Here is a 22429-nt window from a genome sequence, read left to right as displayed (position 1 = left end):
AGTCCCCTATAAAGAAGTCATAGAGCGTCGCCTGGGTTCAGGCCGGCGCAGTCTAAAGAATGAAAATGACGATTAGCCTGCATGCAAGGGGCATAGACCTCGCATTCAGCGCTGAGTTTAGAAACCGGTCAGAACAGGCTCTGTGAAAACCATGTAGACGACGCCAGTCCAGAATTGAATCGGGGCCGGATCAAGCCGAGGGTGGTTTTCACAGAGGCTGCTAGCCGCCGGACTTCTTCGCTTTGAAACCGTGTTTGATCAGCTCGGCCAAGAGTAGCTCGACATGATCGCCCTGGATTTCGATGATCCCGTCTTTCAACGCCCCACCGGTCCCGCAACGTTTCTTCAACGTAGTGGCCAGATCCTTGAGCGCGTCTTCGGCCAACGGCACACCGGTGATGGTGGTCACCGTCTTGCCGCCACGGCCCTTGCTTTCGCGACGCACGCGGGCAATGCCGTCGCCGGCCGGGATAACGGTTTGTTTGCAGATGCAGGCATCCACCGGTTGACTGCAATCCGGGCAATGACGACCTGCGTCGGTGGAAAATACCAGGCCACCAAGGGCGGCGAAGGATGCGGCTTTTTTGGCCACCGGCAATCCTCTTGGGAGGACAAAGACTGGTCGCGGCAACCCGGGAGGGAGCCATCGACCGCGAAGCCCCACTCAGGCAGGGGCAGCGCTACTGGACCGTTATACATCGCTGTATTACCGGTTCAGTTTGAAAAGGTCGCGCAGTGTAACGGCAAAAAGCCGACTTGCTAAGAGCCAATCGGCGCCAATTTATACCTTCTTTGCGACGTCGGTTTGCCGGGCCTTCAGATAGCGCTGTAAAGCTGCCAGAGAGTCCGGGCAATAAGGCTTCTGCGTGATTTCCAGCATGACCTGATCGATCGGGATGAAGCGCGCTTCCAGCACCTCTTCCGGCTGCAGGATCAACGGACCATCCCACACCGCCGAAAACGCCGAACACCAGAGTCGGTTGCCGGTGTCCTCGAAGAAAAAGTGATCATGGGCGGTTAGTTCCACACCGCTCACGCCCAATTCCTCTTCCAGCTCACGGGCCGCCGATTCGGCGTAAGTTTCGGTGGCCAACACCATGCCGCCGGCCGCTACGTCCCAGTAACCGGGGTAGATCGCTTTGCTCAATGTGCGCCGGTGTACGCACAACTCACCGGCGGAATTGAACAGCATGATGTAGGTGCCACGCCCGATCAGCTCGCGTTCGCGCAGCTCGGAGCGGACCAGGGCGCCGAGCAGGTTGTCCTGCTCGTCGACCCAGGCGATCTGTTCGGCATCGGAGGCCGCACGGTGCGCGGCCTCACGCATGTCATCGACGGAGCTATCGACCATGACTCAGCCCTGATTGAGCAGTTGACGCAAATCGATCACCGCGGCGTTGGCCCGGGAGATGTAATTGGCCATGACCAGCGAGTGGTTGGCCAGCACACCAAAGCCGCTGCCGTTGAGGATCATCGGGCTCCAGACCGGCTCTTGCGAAGCTTCCAGCTCACGAATGATCTGGCGCACGCTGACCGTGGCGTTCTTCTTCGCCAGCACATCGGCAAAATCGACTTCGATGGCACGCAGCAGGTGGGACAACGCCCAGGCCTGACCGCGGGCTTCGTAGAACACGTTATCGATCTGCAGCCACGGGGTCTCGACGACTTCTTCGTCAACCTGCGGCACCTGACCGAGCGCCGGGACTTCAGTCTTCAGTGCGGTGTTGAGCTTGACCCGGCCAACACTGGCCGACAGCCGTTGCGACAGCGAACCCAAACGGGTTCCCACATCACCCAGCCAGTTGTTCAGGTTGTCGGCGCGGGCATAGAACAGCGCACTTTTCTGTTCAGGCCCCGACAGACGTGCCTGATAACGGCTCAGGGAGTTGATGCCTTCCAGGTACTCCGATTCGCTGGACGGCAGCACCCAGCTCCTGTTGTCGAAGTTGAAACGCGGCTCGGCCTTGGCCAGGTCGGCGTCTTCGGCGGACTGCGACTGGGAACGGGCGAAGTCTTTACGCAGCGCACGACTCAGGTCGCGGACCTGGACCAGCACGCCATATTCCCAGCTCGGCATGTTGTCCATCCACAGGCCCGGCGGGAAACGGTCGTTGGAAATATAGCCACCCGGCTTGGTCAGCAAAGTACCGGCGACGGTCTTGAGGGTTTCCACCGTGGTGTACCCGACCACCATCTGCTTGCCTTCTTTCTCGGCCGCCACCTGGGCATTCTGCTGAACCGGGAACAGCGCCGGTTCCTGGCTCCAGTACCAGCCCAGCGCGATCGCCACCAACAGGTAAAGAACAATCAGAGTAGCCAGCGCCCGGCTGAACAACAGACCGCCAAAATAACTGCGGGTGGCCGATTTCGGTTCAGCGGCACGCTCAGGCGCGCTGCCTGTGCGGTTCTTCCAGTCCAGCATGGCGATATCCTTTCAATCACTTGAGTTCATCGGTTCGACCACAACCCTACGCCATCGTGCGTCATTTGCCGCGCATTAAATCCTGCACGTCACAGCGAGCCACACAATGACTGCAGTCGAGCTGCCACTATAAATGAAGCACAGCGCTGAGCCTATGCGACCAGTCGGTCAGAAACTGAATGAAGTCGCTTTGCAGATTATTGACCTACGACACTCATGCAATCGAAAAGAGGTGCTAGCATAGAGCCACCAGTCGATCTCAGCATGCACCCTAACTAGTAGTCAGGATATGACCGAGCCAGAAGACCCCAGCCGTGAGCGCCTCAAGCACCACTTTGCCCAGCGGGTCATTCATCAGGCACGCCAGATTCTTGAGATATGGCAACGCCTGCAGCGCAACGAATGGTCCACCACCGACTTGTCGGAGTTGAGCGAAGCCAATCTGCGCCTGCTGCGTTTTGCCGAACGTTTCGAACAACCGGAACATACCCAGCTGGCGCGCCACATCGGCCAGTCGCTGGAAGCGGTGGACGCCAACCGCGGACGCCTGAGCAGCGGACTGATCACTGACCTCAATCGCCTGATGCAGCGCCTGTCCCGCACCGGCCTGCGCCATGGCGATCAGTTCGAACACACCTTTCTGCCGCCGCTGCGCAAACCGATCTACGTGATGCTGCAGGATCACGACCGGGCCGAGCGGCTGGCCAAACAACTAGAATTCTTCGGGCTCAGCGCTCAATCCCTCGACAGTGTCGCCGCGTTCCGCTCCTCGATGGTCGAGCGGTTGCCGGCGGCGATTGTCATGGACGTCGACTTCAGCGGCGCCGGCATTGGCCTGAAACTGGCGGCCGAAGCCCAGGAAGGTCTCGATCAGCCCTTGCCGCTGTTGTTTTTCAGCTTGCACGAAACCGATACCCCGACCCGCCTCGCCGCCGTGCGTGCCGGCGGCCAGGAATTTCTCACCGGCACCCTCGAAGCCTCGAGCCTGCTGGAAAAAATCGAAGTCCTGACCTGCGTCGCCCAGTACGAACCTTATAAAGTGCTGATCATCGACGACTCCCGCGCCCAGGCCTTGCACACCGAACGCCTGCTCAATAGCGCCGGGATCGTCACACGGACCTTGATCGAACCGATCCAGGCCATGGCCGAACTGGCGGATTTCCAGCCGGACCTGATCATCCTCGACATGTACATGCCGGCCTGCACCGGTACTGAACTGGCCAAGGTGATCCGGCATAACGACCGCTATGTCAGCGTGCCGATCATTTATCTGTCAGCCGAAGACGATCTGGACAAACAGCTCGACGCCATGAGCGAGGGCGGCGACGACTTCCTGACCAAACCGATCAAGCCACGACACCTGATCACCACCGTGCGCAACCGCGCGGCGCGGGCGCGCAATCTGAAAGCGCGGATGGTGCGTGACAGCCTGACCGGTTTGTACAACCACACTCACATTCTGCAATTGCTCGAAGACTGTTCATTCCGTGCCCGCCGCGAAAGCAAGCCGCTGAGCTTTGCGATGCTCGACATCGACCACTTCAAACGGGTCAACGACAGCCACGGCCATCCCATGGGCGACCGGGTGATCAAGAGCCTGGCGCTATTCCTCAAGCAACGGTTGCGCAAGACCGACTTCATTGGCCGCTACGGTGGTGAAGAGTTCGCCATCGTCATGCCCGACACTGATATCGAATCGGCCTACAAGGTGCTCGATGAAATCCGTCAGCGCTTTGCCGAAATTCACTACCCGGCTCAGCCCCAGGACCTCTGGTGCACGTTCAGCGCCGGTGTCGTCGAATTGCGCGAAGACTCCGACAGCCTGCTGATGGCCAGCCAGGCGGACGAGGCGCTGTACCGCGCCAAGGACGCCGGTCGCAACCGCGTACAAGCCGCGCGAGAATCAAAGCAAAGTGCCACTTTTTCATCGGAATCGACTCATTCAGTCATAACTCTGTAATAGAAACGCAATAACTTCAGGTACTTACCATTCTGCCGTTGGTAGACCATGATGCGCCTGAAGCTGTTGACCAATCTCAATACCCTCCTTCTGGTCGCCGTGTGCGTGGCCCTTGGCACCACCCTCTGGTGGTCGCAAAAAGCCCTGGAACGTCCCTATCTATTGATGGAGCGTTATCTGGGGCTGTCTCAGCAGTTTCAAAATGAAGTGGTGCGCAACGTCGAGGATTACCTGGCCAGCGGCGATGCCCTGCGCCTGAGCAGCGCCAGCCAGGCCATCGACGCCTTGCAAAGGGAACTCGATGAGTTGCCACCAGCATTGGCCGACACCTTGCGTCCGAGCCTGTCGAACCTGGCTGAATTCAGCAAAACCGACCTGCTGGCCGCCGGCAAACTCGCGGGCGACCCGCAAGCGCTGCTGCTGCAAGCCGAACGCGAACTCGGCGCCAGCCTGGATCAACTCAGCCAGTACGCCAGCGGTAATGCGGCGTACTTGACGCCCTTGCTGGTCGCCTCCCAGCACGTGGGCAAACTGTCTCTGGCTCGGGATAAACTGGTCAGCAGTGGTCGCAGTGAACTGGCCGCCGATGTCGAACGAGAAGTCGCTAACATCCGCACTCAAGCCGAGCAACTGGACGCTTTACCGCTACTTGGCGTGACCGCCAGCACCGAATCGAACACCGATGATTTCGCCGCGATGATGGGGCTGGAGAACACCGAGAAAACCGTCGCCGAAGATGCCGGTGTCGGCCTCAAGCGGGAACTCAACAGCCTGCTCACCCGATACCCCTCGGAACTGGCGCGCACTCGCGAACAGATCCAGAAACGCGCCGACCTCAGCACCGCGACGCACTTGAAAATCGCCGCCGTGCAGCAGTCCATCGCCGGGCTGGAACCCGTGGTGCGCGCCCAACACGGGCAGATCCAGAGCGAAGTGCGGTTGATGCAAGGGGTGATGATCGGGCTGATCCTGCTGATCGCATTGCTCATCGATACTTTGCAGCGACGCCTGGCCCGAACCCTGACCAACCTCGCTCCGGCGCTGTCGACCTGGGCCGAAGGTGACTTCAGCCGCGACATTCAACTGGGCGCGACCAACCGCGAGCTGCATGACATTCAAGCCTCGCTCAATCGCTTGCGCGCCTATCTGGTCGACCTGGTCGGCACCATTCGCCTCAATGCCGAGCAAGTCGCCGGCAGCAGCCGAACGTTGGCCGAATTGAGCAATGACCTGCACAGTGGCGCCGAGCATCAGGCCGGCGACACCGCGTTGATCCGCGACTCTCTGGGTGAACTCGAGGCGACGATTCAACAAGTCGCCGGTGACGCCAGCCAGGCCGCCGATGCCAGCCGCCATGCCGGACTTGCGGTGGAACACGGGCAGAAAGTGATCGGCCTGAGCCTCACCGGGCTGCATGCGTTGGTGGGTGAAGTGCAAGGCAACGCGCAGATGATCGAGCATCTGGCCGAGGAGTCGGCGACCATTGGCGGTGTGCTGACGGTGATCCGCTCGATTGCCGACCAGACCAACCTGCTGGCCCTGAACGCCGCCATCGAAGCGGCCCGCGCCGGAGAAATGGGCCGAGGGTTTGCGGTGGTGGCCGAGGAAGTTCGCTCGCTGGCGCAACGCACCGCCCGGGCGACGGCCGAGATCCAGACTCTGATCGCCGGCCTGCAAACCGCCGCGCGACAATCGGTCGAAGGCATGCGCGCCCAGGTCGAACACGCCGAAGCCACGGCCAATCAGGCCCAGGCAGCCGACGGTGCGCTGGATAAAATCGTCGGGGCGATCCAGACCATTGCCGACACCGCCGTGCGCATCGCCGATGTCACTGCCCAGCAGAGCGGCGCTGTCAGCGAAATCCGCGATCACAGTGAGCGGATTCACCAATTGGGTGGGGATAATTTGCTACGCATCGGCGAGGGGCGTGAGCAAGGGGAGAATTTGTTGGTGCTGGGTGGACGGTTGCATACGGCGGTGCAGGCATTTCGGGTCTGACACACCGTCTTCGCGAGCAAGCCCGCTCCCACATTTGATCGCATTCCCCTGAGCGAACTCGGTTAAATGTGGGAGCGGGCTTGCTCGCGAAGACGTCGGAACATTCACCACAGAACTCCCCGCCCTGCACACCCCGTCCCCGTCCGCTATCATGCCCACACTTTCGATACGCGAGATTGTCATGCGCCGTTTGCTTTGCCTGCTGTTTTTAGTGCTCGCCCTGCCGGCCTCCGCCGCCGGGTTGCTGGACAGTCGGCCCAGCTCCACCCTGGGCTCGATCAACAACAGCGCCGACTTCCTGCCGGTGCGCGAAGCCTTTAAGTTGAGTTTGGTAGAAAGTACGCCGCAATCAATCAAGCTACGCTTCGTCGCCACCGAGGGTTATTACCTCTACCGCCATCGCTTCCAGTTTCGCGCCGACCCGGCCGACATTGGCCTCGGCGCGGCGCAACTGCCCAAAGGCGAACAAAAGCACGATGAGTTCTTCGGCGATGTCGAGGTTTACCACGGCATTCTCGATGTAGAACTGCCACGCACCGATTCACGCGCCTTTACCCTGGCCGTGACCTACCAGGGCTGCGCCGACAAAGGCCTGTGTTATCCGCCTGAGACAGAACGCCTGAATATTGATGGCAGCGGCGCCGCAACCACAGCCTGGAGCTGGCGCGAACTGGCGCTGTTTTTTCTTGCAGGTGTTGGCCTGACCTTCACTCCCTGCGTACTACCAATGCTGCCGATCCTCTCCGGGGTGGTCCTGCGCGGACAGGTTGGCGGGTTACGCGGCTTCAACCTGTCGCTGGCTTACGTATTGCCGATGGCCCTCTGTTTCGCCCTGCTCGGGGCCTTGATGGGAATGTTCGGCGCACAGCTCAATCTTCAGGCGCGCTTGCAGTCGGCTTGGGTGCTGGTGCCGTTCGCGATGTTTTTCGCGGTATTTGCCCTGGCCATGTTTGGCGTCTTCGAACTGAAACTCCCCCATGCCATCAGCAGCCGCCTGGACCGGATCGCCGGGCGTACCGAAGGCGGCTCATTGTGGGGCGCGGCCGTGCTGGGCGTGGTGTCGAGCCTGCTGGTTTCGCCGTGTGTATCGGCACCACTGGCCGGCGCACTGCTGTACATCAGCGCCAGCGGCGATGCTCTGGGTGGCGGATTGAAATTGTTCATGCTCGGCTTGGGCATGGGTGCGCCGCTGTTGCTGGTGGCAACCGGCGGCGCAGCCTGGCTGCCGAAAAGCGGACCTTGGCTGATCTACGTGAAAAACGCGATTGGGGTGCTACTGCTCGGGCTGGCGATTGCTTTGCTCAGCCGGGTATTGCCGGGCCAGATCACCTTGCTGTTGATCGGCTTGCTCGCCGGTGGCGTCGGGTTGTTTATGGGCGCACTGGAATTCGTCTATAAACCGCCAAGAAAACGCCTGGGGCAATTGCTCGGGATGTTCTTGCTGTTTTATGCCCTGGCCTGTTGGTACGGCGCCTTCAGTGGCCAGACCGATCCGTTCAACCCCATTGGCCAACCGCGCAATGTCGCCAGCAACGGTCAACCGCCAATCGCCGGCAACTGGCAAACCATTACCACACCAGCCGAACTGGACCGCGTCCTCGCCGAAGCCAAGTCCTCCGCTACACCGCTGCTGCTCGATTGGTACGCCGACTGGTGCATCAGTTGCAAAGTCATCGAACACGAAGTGCTCACCGATGCCAATGTCGTCGAACGCCTCAAAGGTTATCGATTGATCCGTTTCGACATCACCGCCAGCAACGCCGAACAACGCGCCCTGCTCGACCGCTACAAGCTATTCGGTCCTCCGGCGCTGATGTTTTTCGGCAAGGATGGCGTCGAACGTGTCGATGTGCGGGTGATTGGCGAGATCAGCGCGAAAAACTTCGCCGAACGTGTTGCGAAAGCAAATGACCGGATTTAATTACCCGGTCATATATTTCGCGTAAACATCGGCCATCGTGCTGGCTATTGCATAGAACTGGACAGTCACAAAGGCTTTGCGGCATAGTCGCCGGGTTCTGACAATTGCACACAGATGACAAAGGAGCAGCAGATGGCGACCTTATTGGTTTTACACGGCCCTAACCTGAACCTGCTCGGCACCCGGGAACCGGGCGTCTACGGTGCAACGACGCTGGCGCAGATCAATCAGGATCTGGAACAGCGGGCGCGCAATGCCGGCCACCATTTGCTCTATCTGCAAAGCAACGCCGAGTACGAATTGATCGATCGCATCCACGCTGCTCGCGGCGAAGGTGTGGACTTCATTCTGATCAATCCAGCAGCTTTTACGCATACAAGTGTCGCATTACGTGACGCGCTGCTGGCAGTGAGCATCCCATTCATCGAAGTGCATTTGTCTAACGTGCACAAACGCGAACCTTTCCGCCATCACTCTTACTTCTCCGACGTTGCGGAGGGAGTGATCTGCGGCCTTGGCGCCAGCGGTTATCGACTGGCCCTGGAGGCCGCCCTAGAGCAGCTTGAAAGACAGGCAACAGCTTGAACAACAAGCGTTAAACGCCCCCTGACCGACCCTTGGGAGTTGATGATTCATGGATATCCGTAAAGTTAAGAAACTGATCGAATTGCTGGAAGAGTCCGGTATCGACGAGCTCGAGATCAAGGAAGGCGAAGAGTCCGTACGCATCAGCCGTCACAGCAAGACACCGGCTCAGCAGTACTACGCTCCCGCTCCTATGCATGCTCCGGCACCGGCGCCTGCGCCTGTCGCTGCTGCTCCGGTTGCCGCCGCCGTACCTGCTGCTCCGGCCGCGCCTGCGCTGAACGGCAACGTTGCCCGCTCGCCTATGGTCGGTACTTTCTATCGCAAATCCTCGCCGTCCTCGCCGTCCTTCGTTGAAGTCGGCCAGACCGTGAAGAAAGGCGACACCCTGTGCATCGTCGAAGCCATGAAGATGATGAACCACATCGAAGCTGAAGCCAGCGGTGTGATCGAATCCATCCTCGTCGAAGACGGCCAGCCGGTTGAGTACGACCAACCGCTGTTCACCATCGTTTGAACCGCGGAGAAACTTTGATGACTGCGAAGTTGGAAAAAGTTCTGATCGCCAACCGCGGTGAGATCGCCCTGCGGATTCTGCGTGCCTGCAAAGAGATGGGCATCAAGACTGTCGCCGTTTACTCCAAGGCCGACAAAGAGCTGATGCACCTGGGCCTGGCAGACGAATCCGTCTGCATCGGCCCGGCCTCGGCCGCGCACTCTTACCTGCACATTCCGGCCATCATCGCCGCCGCTGAAGTGACTGGCGCTACCGCCATCCACCCAGGCTACGGTTTCCTTGCGGAAAACGCCGACTTTGCCGAACAGGTCGAGAACTCCGGCTTTGCGTTCATTGGCCCGAAAGCCGAAACCATTCGCCTGATGGGCGACAAGGTATCGGCCAAGCACGCCATGATCGCCGCCGGCGTGCCGACCGTTCCGGGTTCCGACGGCCCGCTGCCGGAAGACGAAGAAACCGCTCTGGGCATCGGCCGCGAAGTCGGCTATCCAGTGATCATCAAAGCCGCTGGCGGCGGCGGTGGTCGTGGTATGCGCGTGGTGCACAAAGAGGAAGACCTGATCTCCTCGGCGAAACTGACCCGCTCCGAAGCGGGCGCAGCGTTCGGCAACCCGATGGTCTACCTGGAAAAATTCCTGACCAACCCACGTCACGTGGAAGTTCAGGTACTTTCCGACGGCCAGGGCCACGCCATCCATCTGGGTGACCGCGATTGCTCGCTGCAACGTCGCCACCAGAAGGTTCTCGAAGAAGCGCCGGCACCGGGCATCGACGAGAAAGCACGCGCTGAAGTCCTCGCTCGCTGCGTCAAGGCTTGCATCGACATCGGCTACCGTGGCGCCGGCACTTTCGAGTTCCTGTACGAGAACGGCCACTTCTACTTCATCGAGATGAACACTCGTGTCCAGGTAGAGCACCCGGTATCGGAAATGGTCACCGGCATCGACATCGTCAAGGAGATGCTCAGCATCGCCGCTGGCAACAAGCTGTCGTACACCCAGGATGACGTCGTTATCCGCGGTCACGCGCTGGAATGCCGGATCAACGCCGAAGACCCGAAAACCTTCATGCCTAGCCCAGGCACGGTCAAGCATTTCCACGCGCCAGGCGGCAACGGCGTTCGCGTCGATTCGCACCTGTACAGTGGCTATGCCGTTCCGCCGAACTACGATTCGTTGATCGGCAAGCTGATCACCTACGGCGCCACCCGTGACGAAGCCATGGCGCGCATGCGCAATGCGCTGGACGAAATCGTTGTCGACGGGATCAAGACCAACATCCCGCTGCACCGCGACCTGGTCCGCGATGCTGGCTTCTGCGAAGGCGGAGTCAACATCCACTACCTGGAACACAAGCTGGCTGGCGAAAAGCATTAAGCTGTGATCCATACCAACAAAGCCGCTTTCGAGCGGCTTTGTTGTTTCTGTGCTCTTTGTAGGAGCGAGGCTTGCCCGCGAACCAGACGCCGCGGTGCTTCAGACTTACCGCGTCATCGTTCTTCGCGGGCAAGCCTCGCTCCTACGAAGAGCACGCATGTGTCGGCCTTGTCGTCTTCTGCCTCGCGCTCGCGTAAACTTGCGCGCTTCTCGCAGCCCGCTAGGCTGCAATCTATATTTTTCAAAGGTGCCCGCCATGCCTTGGCTGCAAGTCCGTCTCGCCATCAGCCCAGAACAAGCCGAAACCTACGAAGACGCTTTCCTTGAAGTGGGCGCCGTGTCGGTGACTTTCATGGACGCCGAGGATCAGCCGATTTTCGAGCCGGAACTCAACACCACCCCGCTGTGGTCGCACACTCACTTGTTGGCCTTGTTCGAAGGCGGCACCGAAGCCGCCAGCGTACTGGCCCACCTCGAGTTGCTGACCGGCAGCCCGCTGCCCGAGCATCACAGCGAAGTGATCGAAGACCAGGATTGGGAACGCAGTTGGATGGACGGTTTCCAGCCGATGCGCTTCGGTCAGCGCCTGTGGATCGTCCCGAGCTGGCACGCCGCGCCGGAGCCGGACGCAGTAAACCTGCTGCTGGACCCGGGCCTGGCGTTCGGCACCGGCACTCACCCGACCACCGCGCTGTGCCTGGAATGGCTCGACGGTCAGGACCTGAAGGGTTGCAACGTGCTCGACTTCGGTTGCGGTTCGGGGATTCTGGCGATTGCCGCCCTGTTACTGGGCGCCAAGCAAGCCGTCGGCACCGACATCGACGTGCAGGCGCTGGAAGCCTCACGCGACAACGCCGGGCGCAACAACATTGCTGACGAACTCTTCCCGCTGTATTTGCCGCAAGACCTGCCACAGGTTCAGGCCGACGTGCTGGTGGCCAACATTCTTGCCGGCCCGCTGGTTTCGCTGGCGCCGCAGCTGTCCAGCCTGGTCAAGCAGGGTGGTCGTTTGGCGCTTTCAGGCATCCTCGCCGAACAAGGTGAAGAAGTCGCCGCGGCCTACGCTCAGGACTTCGATCTGGACCCGATTGCCAATCGCGACGGCTGGGTACGCATTACTGGCCGTCGGCGCTAGAATGAGCGCCTGCATAAACCGGATTACCGCATGACCGACAGCTTCGTCACCCAGTGCCCGCATTGCCAAACCAGCTTCCGCGTCAGCCATGCTCAGTTGAGCGTGGCCCGTGGAGTGGTTCGTTGCGGCTCGTGTTTGCAGGTGTTCAACGCCGCCAAGCAGTTACTCGAGCAGCGGGCCGGCAAGGAAACGGTCAAACCGGTTGCACCGGCGCCCGTCGAACCGCCCGTGCAGCGAGCCATCAGCCAAAAGCAATGGACGGCTGCAGAAATGGATCTGGACAGCCTGGATCTGGACGAAGAGCTCGCCCGGCTTGAACAGCGGGAAATCCAGCCAACAACGGAATTCACTCGCCCCCGCGAAGACAGCCTCAGCGCTCGCCGCGATACCACCGAGCACGACCAGGAGCCCTGGTCCGACAGCCTCTTCAGTGAATCGGCCGCCGATCGTGCAAAAACCGCCGACGCGCCCACGCCAGAACCGACGATCGAGCCGAGCAAACACTCGCGCACCGAGCCTTCGCTGTCGCTGGAGCCCGCGGATCCGGACGACGAGCCCGAGATCCAACAGCTGCGCCTGCACGACCCGCTCGACGCCCCGATCCCCTTTGGCAGCCTGTCGGCGACTCCCGATGAAGTCGACGACGACCTGCCCTCGGTCGAACCCCTGCGCAAGCGACGTGAACGCAGCGAACCGGCGCTGCGCGCGGAAGTATTGGAGGATCTGACCGACGATCCGTTGCAACTGGACTGGCAAAAACGTCGCTCCCCCTGGGGCCGGCGCTTTTTCTGGCTGCTGCTGATCCTGCTCGGCGCCGCCGGCCTCGCCGGTCAATACGTCGCCTACCACTTTGACGAACTGGCACGCCAAGACCAGTACCGTCCGTGGTTCCAGCAACTGTGCCCGCAGATCGGCTGCACCGTGCCGTCCAAGGTCGACATCGCAAAAGTCAAAAGCAGCAACCTGGTGGTCCGCAGCCACCCGGACTTCAACGGCGCGCTGGTGGTCGATGCCATCATCTACAATCGTGCGCCCTTCTCTCAGCCCTTCCCGCTGCTGGAGTTGCGTTTTGCCGACCTCAACGGCCACCTGATCGCCAGCCGTCGCTTCAAGCCCGGCGAGTACCTCAACGGCGATCTCGAAGGCATGGCGGAAATGCCGCCGCAAACGCCGATCCATATCGCGCTGGACATTCTCGATCCAGGCCCCAAAGCGGTGAACTACAGCCTGAGCTTCCATTCTCCCGAGTGAAACGCTCGAGTGTTACAGGCTTGACGACGGTTTTCTGACTTTGACGTTCAAACCAAACCGCTGGCGATAACGAATTAACTGTTCAGATTTTATCCAATTCAGCCTTTATCCAGTCATCGAGAGCGGGTATCATGCCAACCCTTTTTCGAACTCTCATGATCCGGCCCCACAACAGGGAAGTCCTATGTCGGCGGTACGCATCGGTCCATATACATTGCACAACGGCTTGATTCTCGCCCCCATGGCGGGTGTCACCGATCAGCCCTTTCGTCAGCTGTGCAAGCGACTGGGCGCGGGCCTTGTAGTCTCGGAAATGGTCACCAGCGACATGAGCTTGTGGAACACCCGCAAATCGCGGATGCGCATGATCCACGAAGGCGATCCCGAGCCTCGCTCGGTACAGATCGCCGGCGGAGATGCGCAGATGCTGGCGGATGCAGCCCGGGCCAACGTCGAACTGGGCGCACAGATTGTTGATATCAACATGGGCTGTCCGGCGAAAAAGGTCTGCAACAAGGCCGCCGGTTCCGCCCTGTTGAAAGATGAAGCATTGGTGACCGAGATCCTGCAGGCCGTAGTGGCCGCGGTCGATGTGCCGGTTACCTTGAAGATCCGCACCGGCTGGGACCGGGCGAACAAGAACGGCCTGACCGTGGCGAAAATCGCCGAACAGGCAGGCATTACGGCGTTGGCGGTGCATGGCCGTACCCGAGCCGATCTGTACACCGGTGAAGCCGAGTACGACACCATTGCCGCGATCAAGCAGGCGGTGTCGATTCCGGTGTTTGCCAATGGCGATATCGATTCGCCCGAGAAGGCCCGGTACGTGCTCGACGCGACCGGTGCCGATGGCCTGTTGGTAGGTCGGGCTGCCCAGGGGCAGCCATGGATTTTTCGTGAAATCGACCATTATCTGCGTACCGGCGAAAAACTCCCGGCACCGGAACTGATCGAGGTGGAACGTATTCTGCTTGAGCATCTGGCTGCGCTGCATGCCTTCTATGGCGACGTCATGGGCGTGCGCATAGCTCGCAAGCATGTGGGCTGGTATCTCGCAACCTTGCCGGGCGCCAGGGAGTTCCGCGCCCACTTCAATCGTTTGGAAGATACGGAAGCACAATGCGCCTACGTTCGGGCCTTCTTCGCCGAACGTTACAAGAGCCTGACAGGGGACGGAGAAGGGGTGGCCGCATGACGATGATGACCGAGACTTTAGTGAGTGGAACAACACCCGTGAGCGACAACGTAAATTTGAAACAGCACCTCAATACGCCGAGCGAAGAAGGTCAGACCCTTCGCGGGAATGTCGAGAAGGCGCTGCACAATTATTTCGCCCACCTTGAGGGCGCTGCCGTCACGGATGTGTACAACCTGGTGCTCTCCGAAGTCGAGGCTCCCCTGCTCGAATGCGTGATGAACTACGTCAAGGGCAACCAGACCAAGGCCAGTGAGCTGCTCGGACTGAACCGGGGCACCCTGCGCAAGAAACTCAAGCAGTACGATTTGCTGTAAGCATTCAATCAAACCAGAAAGGCGCCCGCGTAAAACCGGTCGCCTTTTTTGCTGACTTCCCTTGCTTTTGATGGAAATTGAAATGACCGACCAGACTACCCGCCTGCCGATCCGCCGCGCCTTGATCAGCGTTTCCGACAAGACCGGGATCCTTGAATTCGCCAAGGAGCTTGAAGCCCTGGGCGTCGAGATCCTCTCCACCGGCGGAACGTTCAAGCTGCTGCGCGACAACGGTGTTGCCGCAGTGGAAGTCGCGGACTACACCGGTTTCGCAGAAATGATGGACGGCCGGGTGAAAACCCTGCACCCGAAAATCCACGGCGGGATCCTCGGTCGTCGCGGTATCGACGACGCCATCATGAATGAGCACGGCATCAAGCCGATCGATCTGGTTGCGGTCAACCTGTACCCGTTCGAAGCCACCATCAACAAGCCAGGCTGCGACCTGCCGACCGCCATCGAAAACATCGACATCGGCGGCCCGACCATGGTCCGTTCGGCAGCCAAGAACCACAAAGACGTGGCCATCGTGGTGAATGCCAGCGATTACGCCAACGTCCTGGAAAGCCTCAAGGCCGGCGGCCTGACCTACGCTCAGCGTTTCGACCTGATGCTCAAGGCCTTCGAACACACCGCCGCCTATGACGGCATGATCGCCAACTACATGGGCACCGTGAACCAGGCGGCTGAAACCCTCTCCACTGAAGGTCGCAGCGAGTTCCCGCGCACTTTCAACAGCCAGTTCATCAAGGCCCAGGAAATGCGCTACGGCGAGAACCCGCACCAGAGCGCGGCGTTCTACGTTGAAGCCAAGCCTGCGGAAGTCGGCATCGCCACCGCCACCCAGCTGCAAGGCAAAGAGCTGTCGTACAACAACGTGGCCGACACCGACGCCGCGCTGGAATGTGTGAAGAGCTTCGTCAAACCGGCCTGCGTGATCGTCAAGCATGCCAACCCGTGCGGCGTGGCCGTGAGCCCGGACGCTGAAGGCGGCATCCGTCAGGCCTACGAACTGGCCTACGCCACCGATACCGAATCGGCGTTCGGCGGCATCATCGCGTTCAACCGCGAACTGGATGCAGAAACTGCCAAAGCCATCGTCGAGCGTCAGTTCGTCGAAGTGATCATTGCCCCGTCCGTCAGTGAAGAAGCTCGCGCTATCGTGGCAGCCAAAGCCAACGTGCGCTTGCTGGCCTGCGGTGAGTGGTCGGCTGATCGCGCCGCTGCGTGGGACTACAAACGCGTCAACGGTGGTCTGCTGGTGCAGAGCCGCGACATCGGCATGATCGGTGCCGACGACTTGAAAGTCGTGACCAAGCGCGCCCCGACCGAGCAAGAGATCCACGACCTGATCTTCGCCTGGAAAGTCGCCAAGTACGTTAAATCCAACGCCATCGTCTACGCCAAGAACCGTCAGACTATTGGTGTCGGCGCCGGACAGATGAGCCGCGTGAACTCCGCGCGTATCGCCGCGATCAAGGCAGAACACGCCGGTTTGCAGGTAGCAGGCTCGGTGATGGCCTCCGACGCCTTTTTCCCGTTCCGCGATGGTCTGGACAATGCGGCCAAGGTCGGTATCACTGCGGTGATCCAGCCAGGTGGCTCGATGCGTGACAACGAAGTGATTGCTGCTGCGGATGAAGCCGGCATCGCCATGGTGTTCACCGGCATGCGCCACTTCCGCCACTGATTTTTTGCTCTTGTAGGAGCGAGGCTTGCCCGCGAAGGCCTCACCACGGTCTGGCTGATGCACCGCGGCGATCCCTTCGCGGGCAAGCCTCGCTCCTACAGGTTTGGTGCAGTGGCCGATGCCGCGTACCGTTAGCCAGGCAGCTCAGGCTGCCCCCACAGAATTAGCGTCATCCGAGGTTTTTGAAATGAATGTTTTGATCATTGGCAGCGGTGGCCGTGAACACGCCCTGGCCTGGAAAGTGGCTCAGGATCCGCGCGTGCAGAAAGTTTTCGTTGCCCCGGGCAACGCCGGCACCGCCATTGAAGCCAAGTGCGAGAACGTCGCCATCGACGTGCTGGCCCTTGAGCAGCTGGCAGACTTTGCCGAGAAGAACGTGTCCCTGACCATCGTCGGCCCGGAAGTGCCGCTGGTTGCCGGTGTTGTCGATCTGTTCCGCTCCCGTGGCCTGGATTGCTTCGGCCCGACCGCTGGCGCTGCTCAGCTGGAAGGTTCGAAAGCCTTTACCAAAGACTTCCTGGCGCGCCACAAGATCCCGACCGCCGACTACCAGAACTTCACCGAGATCGAGCCAGCCCTGGCTTACCTGCGTGAAAAAGGCGCACCAATCGTGATCAAGGCCGATGGCCTGGCCGCCGGTAAAGGCGTGATCGTGGCCATGACCCTGGGCGAAGCCGAAGACGCGGTGCGCGACATGCTCGCCGGCAACGCATTTGGCGACGCCGGTTCACGCGTGGTGATCGAAGAATTCCTGGACGGCGAAGAAGCCAGCTTCATCGTCATGGTCGACGGCAAGAACGTATTGCCGATGGCCACCAGCCAGGACCACAAACGTGTCGGCGACGGCGATACCGGCCCGAACACCGGCGGCATGGGCGCTTATTCCCCGGCCCCTGTCGTCACGACCGAAGTCCATCAGCGGGTCATGGACCTGGTGATCTGGCCGACCGTGCGGGGCATGGCCGAGGAAGGGAACGTCTACACCGGCTTCCTCTATGCCGGCCTGATGATCGACAAGGCTGGTAACCCAAAAGTCATCGAGTTCAACTGCCGTTTCGGCGATCCTGAGACCCAACCGGTGATGCTGCGTTTGCAGTCGAGCCTGGTGTTGCTGGTCGAAGCGGCCCTGGCGCAAGCGCTGGACAAGGTCGAAGCGCAATGGGATCCACGTCCGAGCGTCGGTATTGTATTGGCCGCTGGCGGGTACCCGGGTGACTACGCCAAAGGCGTTGCCATCAACGGCCTGGATGCAGCCGCGACACTGGAAGGCAAAGTCTTCCATGCCGGTACTGCGCTCAAGGACGGTCAGGTGGTGACCGCCGGTGGTCGAGTGCTGTGCGCAACAGCCATGGGCACCAGCGTCGATGCAGCCCAGCAGCAGGCTTACAAACTGGCGGCTAAAATCGACTGGGAAGGCTGCTTCTACCGTAAGGACATTGGCTACCGCGCCATTGCCCGCGAGCGTGGCGAGAATCAGGAATAAGCCATCCATCCGGCCAGGCAAGGGCTTGCGGCCCTTGCCTGACTATTCCGGCACCGCGCATAGTTATACTTTGGCATTAACCTACGAAGGGATTTCGCCGTGCGCTGGCTCAGGATTGCCATAGGCTTCGCCGTCACTCTGCTGACCTTGCTCTGCATGCTCCCGGCCCAGGCCACGCAAGGCAGTGGCTGGGCGGTATTGCTCGACGAACAGGGCGACCTGCAGCTGAGCGACATCCGCTCCAGCCGCTACACCAACCAATTCAGCCCCATTGAACTTGATCACCTCACCGCGGCCGCACCCGATGGCGCGCTATGGCTGCGTTTCAAGCTCGCACCCGGCAAGCATGAACAGTTGCTGCGAGTGTTCGCACCGGACCTGATGCACCTCAATCTGTATGTGCTCGACGGCGACCAGTTGATCGATCAATTGAATGCCGGTACCGCGCAGCTCCAGGTTAAGCCTCCCCTTCCCAGCAGCGACTTCATGTTGCCGCTGCCACAAAGTGACAAAACCCTCGACGTCTACCTGCGGCTGGTCTCCGAACACCAGTTCCGGCCTTACATCACGCTGCAATCGGCGGTCATGACCGCAGCCACTCAGTACCAGACGCTGATCTATGGCTTGCTCTTCGGCTGCCTCGGGATGCTGATCCTGCACAACCTGACCCGTTACATCTACACCCGCTCGCGCAGCAGCCTCTGGCTGGCAGCGTGCGAAGGGCTGCTGATGCTCAGCCTGGTGTTGCTGCTGAACCTGGCCCGGCCATGGTTACCGAACTGGTCCGTCGTGCAAACACCCGGTGCCTACCTCGCCTTGCTGATGACCGCGCCTTGCGGCCTGATGTTCGCCTACCGTTTCTTCGCCCCGCTCGGCCCTCACCCGTTGAACAAGCTGCTGCTGGGGAACATTCTGTTCATCATGGTGTGCGGCCTGCTGTTGCTGTTCGTCAACACACTGCCGCTGAATCTGATTACATATGGGCTGGTTGCTCTGGCCGGTCTGAGCATGTTGTTCGTCAGCGCCCATCACTGGCAAAAAGGTTATCGCCCGGCGCGTCTGTTCGTGGCGGCCATGGTGGTGTTCAACCTCGGCACATTGATTATTCTGCCGGCACTGCAGGGGCTGACCCTGGTCGCGCCACAAAGCCTGATCATTATTCTGCTGGTGTTTATCTGTATCAGTGGCCTGTTGATGAGTATTGCCTTGGGCGAGCGTCAGCGCAGCATCACCGAAGACCGTTTCAGCGTCAGTCGCGATCTGGCCGCCAGCAACGCCGAAATCAATGCCAAGGCCGAATTTCTGGCGAAGATCAGCCACGAAATCCGCACCCCGATGAATGGTGTGCTGGGCATGACCGAATTGCTGCTGGGCACACCGCTGTCGGTCAAGCAACGCGACTATGTGCAGACCATCCATAGCGCCGGCAACGAACTGCTGACACTGATCAACGAAATTCTCGACATCTCCAAACTCGAGTCCGGGCAGATCGAACTGGACGACGTGCAGTTCGACCTCAACGCCCTGATCGAAGATTGCCTGAGCATCTTCCGCGCCAAGGCTGAACAGCAGAACGTCGAGCTGATCAGCTTTATCCAGCCGCAGGTACCACGCGTCATCAGCGGAGATCCCACGCGCCTGCGCCAGACCCTGCTGAGCCTGCTGGAAAACGCCCTGAAGAAAACCGATGAAGGCGAGATCCTGATCGTCGTCGCCCTGGATGAACGCAGCGCCAAACCGCGGCTGCGCATCGCTGTGCAAGACAGCGGCCAGCCCATGGAGGCGGAAGAACGCGACGCGTTGATGCATGCCGAACTGCACAGCAAACACTTCCTCTCGGCCACCAGCCTGGGGGGCAATCTTGGACTGGTCATCGCCCGTCAGCTGATCCGTTTGATGCAAGGCGAGTTCGGCATCAAGAGCGGCGCCAACCAGGGCAGCACTTTGTGGCTGACCCTGCCGCTGGACCCGGACCGTCTCGAACATCCGACCTCGGACCTGGACGGTCCGCTGCAAGGCGCACGCGTATTGGTCGTGGACGACAACGACACTTGTCGCAAGGTGCTGGTGCAGCAGTGCAGCGCCTGGGGCCTGAATGTCAGTGCCGTGCCGTCCGGCAAGGAGGCCTTGGCGCTGCTGCGCACCAAGGCTCATCTGCGCGATTACTTCGATGTGGTTCTGCTGGACCAGAACATGCCTGGCATGACCGGCATGCAGCTCGCGGCCAAGATCAAGGAAGACCCGAGCCTGAACCATGACATTCTGCTGATCATGCTCACCGGCATCAGCAACGCCCCGAGCAAAATCATCGCGCGCAACTGCGGGATCAAGCGAATTCTCGCCAAACCGGTGGCCGGCTATACCCTCAAGACCACGCTGGCGGACGAGCTGAACCAGCGCAATAAAGGCCCCTCCGTTTCGCAGCAGCTGCCCACCGGCCCTACCCTTCCGGTCAAGGTGCCCAGCGATTTCCGCATTCTGGTGGCCGAAGACAACAGCATCTCGACCAAGGTCATACGTGGCATGCTGGGCAAACTCAACCTGCAACCGGACACCGCCAGCAATGGCGAAGAAGCCCTGGTGGCGATGAAAGCCCAGCGTTACGACCTGGTGCTGATGGACTGTGAAATGCCGATCCTCGACGGTTTCTCCGCCACTCAGCAACTGCGTGCCTGGGAAGTCGGCAACCAGCGGATTCGCACCCCCGTGGTGGCGTTGACCGCACACATCCTCGCCGAGCACAAAGAGCGCGCGCGCCAGGCGGGCATGGACGGGCACATGGCCAAACCGGTAGAGCTGTCACAACTGCGCGACCTGATCGAGCACTGGGTTGCCCAACGTGATCAGCAGAATCGTACGGCTTCGACGTTCTGACGATGCAGTCCGGCCCGAAAGTGGTTTCAACAATCGGGCAGGACGTATCACTCCCCCATATCGACCTTCTCGACCAGCAGCGCCACGTTGTCCGCCAATCGATTCCCGAGCTTGTGGGTAATCGCCTCGCGGGATAACGCGTAAAGGGTTTCGGACAGATTCGCCCGTGCGTATCGCACGCACACCTGACCTTCTACTTCATCGACCTCAAAACGCTGCGACCACGGATTCCGGGCCAACTCCTGCCGGGTCTTGAATTCGAGATAAATGCTGCTGATCGAGGTCGGGCTTTGTCCCACAATCGCCAGCAGGCGCACAACCTTGAGCGGTGAACGAGGTGCTTGCATCTCCTCCTCGCAACGCTCCTCGGGCCATATCTGGATGGCAGGGACATAACACGGCAATTGCGCCGCATACGCCAAAAACCCGCCAAGAGCATGATCTTCGCTACCGCTATTTGCCATTGCGGCCGAGGCCCATTCAAGCGCTGAAGAGGCGTTTAGCCCGTTGAGAGAAAAGTCCTGGCGAAACTTCAAGTTGCGGATCCAGAAATCATCCAGCACCGCAACATAAGCGTCATACCAGCTTTCAACTTTCATGCTTTCGATTTTTTTGTTGGCAACCAACTGCGCCAGCAGACTTGAATGCACAACATCGTCATAAGCCGCTATTTTTTCAATATCCGACAAAGCAACAACGGCGTTACCCACCGTCAACAAGCTGTATAACTGAGCCATAGCAAACCCTCGATGAAAAAGGGCGACCGAGAAGCGGCCGCCCTCTTAAAATATTCGATCAGATGTCGTAATCTTCGATCTTTGTTTGCGCATTCAAACCAAGTTTTGCACGAATCGTGTCGCGGGTTTGCTCGACGATATATGGCACTTTCCTGAAGACCGAGTCACCGCGATACAGTTTCACCTCGCGGGAGTCCCAATCCATGAACAGCACTTGCTTTGCGGTGTTCTTGCGGATGAAACGAACAGTACCCAATGCCATGGTGACTTCACCGTTGACTTCGGTGCAGGTGCCGGCCGCCATACCACCCACACCGTGCTCCAGCATGTTGCGCTCATACAGGGTCAACGCGGTTTCACGTTTTTTCAATGCGGTGATTGCATCGCCTGCCACCTTCAGCATCAGGACGGAGGCGGAGCCAGGCACGGCAAGCCCGGCAACCACACTGCCGAGGATCTCCAGCACCAATTGATCCATCCGTACGGTGTTACCGCTGATGTTCATGTCGTTGTAGTACTTACTGGTCGGCAGCCAGCCTGCATGGGTCATGACTTCCAGGAACTGGTAATACCATTCCTTACCCTGATACTCATACGGGTACTTTTTGTTTGCGACCAGACTCGCGAATAGAAAAGCGTGTTGAACATCTTCCCGATTTTGCTCACTCAGGTTGCCGGTAAAGGACAAGATGCCCTCACCCACGATGGAACCTTTGCCGGGTTCATTGACAACCGGTACCGAGAAACTGCGAGGGCGCATAACTTCAGCGCCGTCCAGCTCATAACTTTCCAAACGATGAATACATTCGGCTACAGTGCAATCTTCGACATCATGAACATTCATTACCAATTCCTTATTAATTAAAACAGGCTCCTCTTGAACCCGCAAAACAACAATAACCAAAGAAAGAAAAAACGACAAACAAGAACATGTAACTTGTTAATATCAACATTTCGTCAACTAACAA

General features: G+C 59.7%; 18 protein-coding genes. 13 read left to right on the top strand and 5 right to left on the bottom strand.

Annotated features, from left to right (window positions below):
- Nucleotides 1-220: 220 nt before the first annotated feature.
- From KW837_RS16780 to KW837_RS16770, 3 genes are all read right to left on the bottom strand, one after another.
- On the bottom strand, nt 221-592 hold the full coding sequence (locus KW837_RS16780) for a translation initiation factor Sui1 (protein ID WP_007907444.1): 372 nt from the start codon (nt 590-592) through the stop codon (nt 221-223).
- A 189-nt stretch (nt 593-781) separates the two neighbouring features.
- Entirely contained in the window at nt 782-1351 is a 570-nt protein-coding gene (locus KW837_RS16775) for an NUDIX hydrolase (protein WP_192345846.1), read from the bottom strand.
- Nucleotides 1352-1354: 3 nt separating this feature from the next.
- The gene (locus tag KW837_RS16770; protein ID WP_218397323.1) at nt 1355-2422 is read right to left on the bottom strand and encodes a DUF2333 family protein; all 1068 of its coding nucleotides are present in this window, start codon (nt 2420-2422) and stop codon (nt 1355-1357) included.
- A gap of 289 nt (nt 2423-2711) precedes the next feature.
- Between KW837_RS16770 and gcbA the strand changes: the two genes are divergently transcribed.
- The 13 genes from gcbA to KW837_RS16705 all read left to right on the top strand — a co-directional run bounded on the left by gcbA (nt 2712) and on the right by KW837_RS16705 (nt 20724).
- On the top strand, nt 2712-4382 hold the full coding sequence (gcbA, locus tag KW837_RS16765) for a diguanylate cyclase GcbA (RefSeq protein WP_192345848.1): 1671 nt from the start codon (nt 2712-2714) through the stop codon (nt 4380-4382).
- 48 nt (nt 4383-4430) lie between these two features.
- A complete protein-coding gene (locus KW837_RS16760) occupies nt 4431-6380 on the top strand; it encodes a methyl-accepting chemotaxis protein (protein ID WP_371317136.1) in 1950 nt (649 codons plus the stop codon).
- A 181-nt stretch (nt 6381-6561) separates the two neighbouring features.
- On the top strand, nt 6562-8301 hold the full coding sequence (locus KW837_RS16755; RefSeq protein WP_218397320.1) for a protein-disulfide reductase DsbD: 1740 nt from the start codon (nt 6562-6564) through the stop codon (nt 8299-8301).
- 132 nt (nt 8302-8433) lie between these two features.
- Nucleotides 8434-8886 carry a type II 3-dehydroquinate dehydratase gene (gene aroQ / locus KW837_RS16750; protein WP_123500889.1) on the top strand — a complete coding sequence of 151 codons (453 nt, stop codon included), beginning with the start codon at nt 8434-8436 and terminating at the stop codon, nt 8884-8886.
- 49 nt (nt 8887-8935) lie between these two features.
- A complete protein-coding gene (gene accB, locus KW837_RS16745; RefSeq protein ID WP_218397317.1) occupies nt 8936-9403 on the top strand; it encodes an acetyl-CoA carboxylase biotin carboxyl carrier protein in 468 nt (155 codons plus the stop codon).
- A gap of 17 nt (nt 9404-9420) precedes the next feature.
- Complete coding sequence (accC, locus tag KW837_RS16740) at nt 9421-10779, top strand: acetyl-CoA carboxylase biotin carboxylase subunit (RefSeq protein WP_008069032.1); 1359 nt, start codon at nt 9421-9423, stop codon at nt 10777-10779.
- Nucleotides 10780-11035: 256 nt separating this feature from the next.
- Nucleotides 11036-11914 (top strand): 50S ribosomal protein L11 methyltransferase, encoded by an 879-nt coding sequence (gene prmA, locus KW837_RS16735; RefSeq protein ID WP_192345855.1) that lies wholly within the window; start codon nt 11036-11038, stop codon nt 11912-11914.
- A gap of 30 nt (nt 11915-11944) precedes the next feature.
- Entirely contained in the window at nt 11945-13165 is a 1221-nt protein-coding gene (locus KW837_RS16730) for a DUF3426 domain-containing protein (RefSeq protein WP_218397314.1), read from the top strand.
- 184 nt (nt 13166-13349) lie between these two features.
- Nucleotides 13350-14360 (top strand): tRNA dihydrouridine synthase DusB, encoded by a 1011-nt coding sequence (gene dusB / locus KW837_RS16725; protein ID WP_218397310.1) that lies wholly within the window; start codon nt 13350-13352, stop codon nt 14358-14360.
- Nucleotides 14357-14677, top strand: coding sequence for a DNA-binding transcriptional regulator Fis (gene fis, locus KW837_RS16720; RefSeq protein ID WP_030128251.1), 321 nt, complete (start codon nt 14357-14359; stop codon nt 14675-14677). Before dusB ends, fis begins: the two co-directional genes overlap by 4 nt.
- An 82-nt stretch (nt 14678-14759) precedes the next feature.
- Nucleotides 14760-16367 (top strand): bifunctional phosphoribosylaminoimidazolecarboxamide formyltransferase/IMP cyclohydrolase, encoded by a 1608-nt coding sequence (gene purH / locus KW837_RS16715; RefSeq protein WP_218397307.1) that lies wholly within the window; start codon nt 14760-14762, stop codon nt 16365-16367.
- Between the two features lie 187 nt (nt 16368-16554).
- On the top strand, nt 16555-17850 hold the full coding sequence (gene purD / locus KW837_RS16710) for a phosphoribosylamine--glycine ligase (RefSeq protein ID WP_218397305.1): 1296 nt from the start codon (nt 16555-16557) through the stop codon (nt 17848-17850).
- 99 nt (nt 17851-17949) lie between these two features.
- Entirely contained in the window at nt 17950-20724 is a 2775-nt protein-coding gene (locus tag KW837_RS16705) for a hybrid sensor histidine kinase/response regulator (protein ID WP_218397303.1), read from the top strand.
- A 47-nt stretch (nt 20725-20771) separates the two neighbouring features.
- On the opposite strand, the gene KW837_RS16700 is transcribed toward KW837_RS16705, so the two are convergent.
- A complete protein-coding gene (locus tag KW837_RS16700) occupies nt 20772-21461 on the bottom strand; it encodes a hypothetical protein (protein ID WP_218397301.1) in 690 nt (229 codons plus the stop codon).
- A gap of 58 nt (nt 21462-21519) precedes the next feature.
- Nucleotides 21520-22305, bottom strand: a complete 786-nt coding sequence (locus KW837_RS16695; protein ID WP_218397299.1) for a hypothetical protein — start codon at nt 22303-22305, stop codon at nt 21520-21522.
- Nucleotides 22306-22429: the final 124 nt, after the last annotated feature.

The organism is Pseudomonas sp. PDM24 (assembly GCF_019218905.1).
Taxonomy (GTDB): domain Bacteria; phylum Pseudomonadota; class Gammaproteobacteria; order Pseudomonadales; family Pseudomonadaceae; genus Aquipseudomonas.
This window is presented reverse-complemented; position numbering and strand designations above follow the sequence as displayed.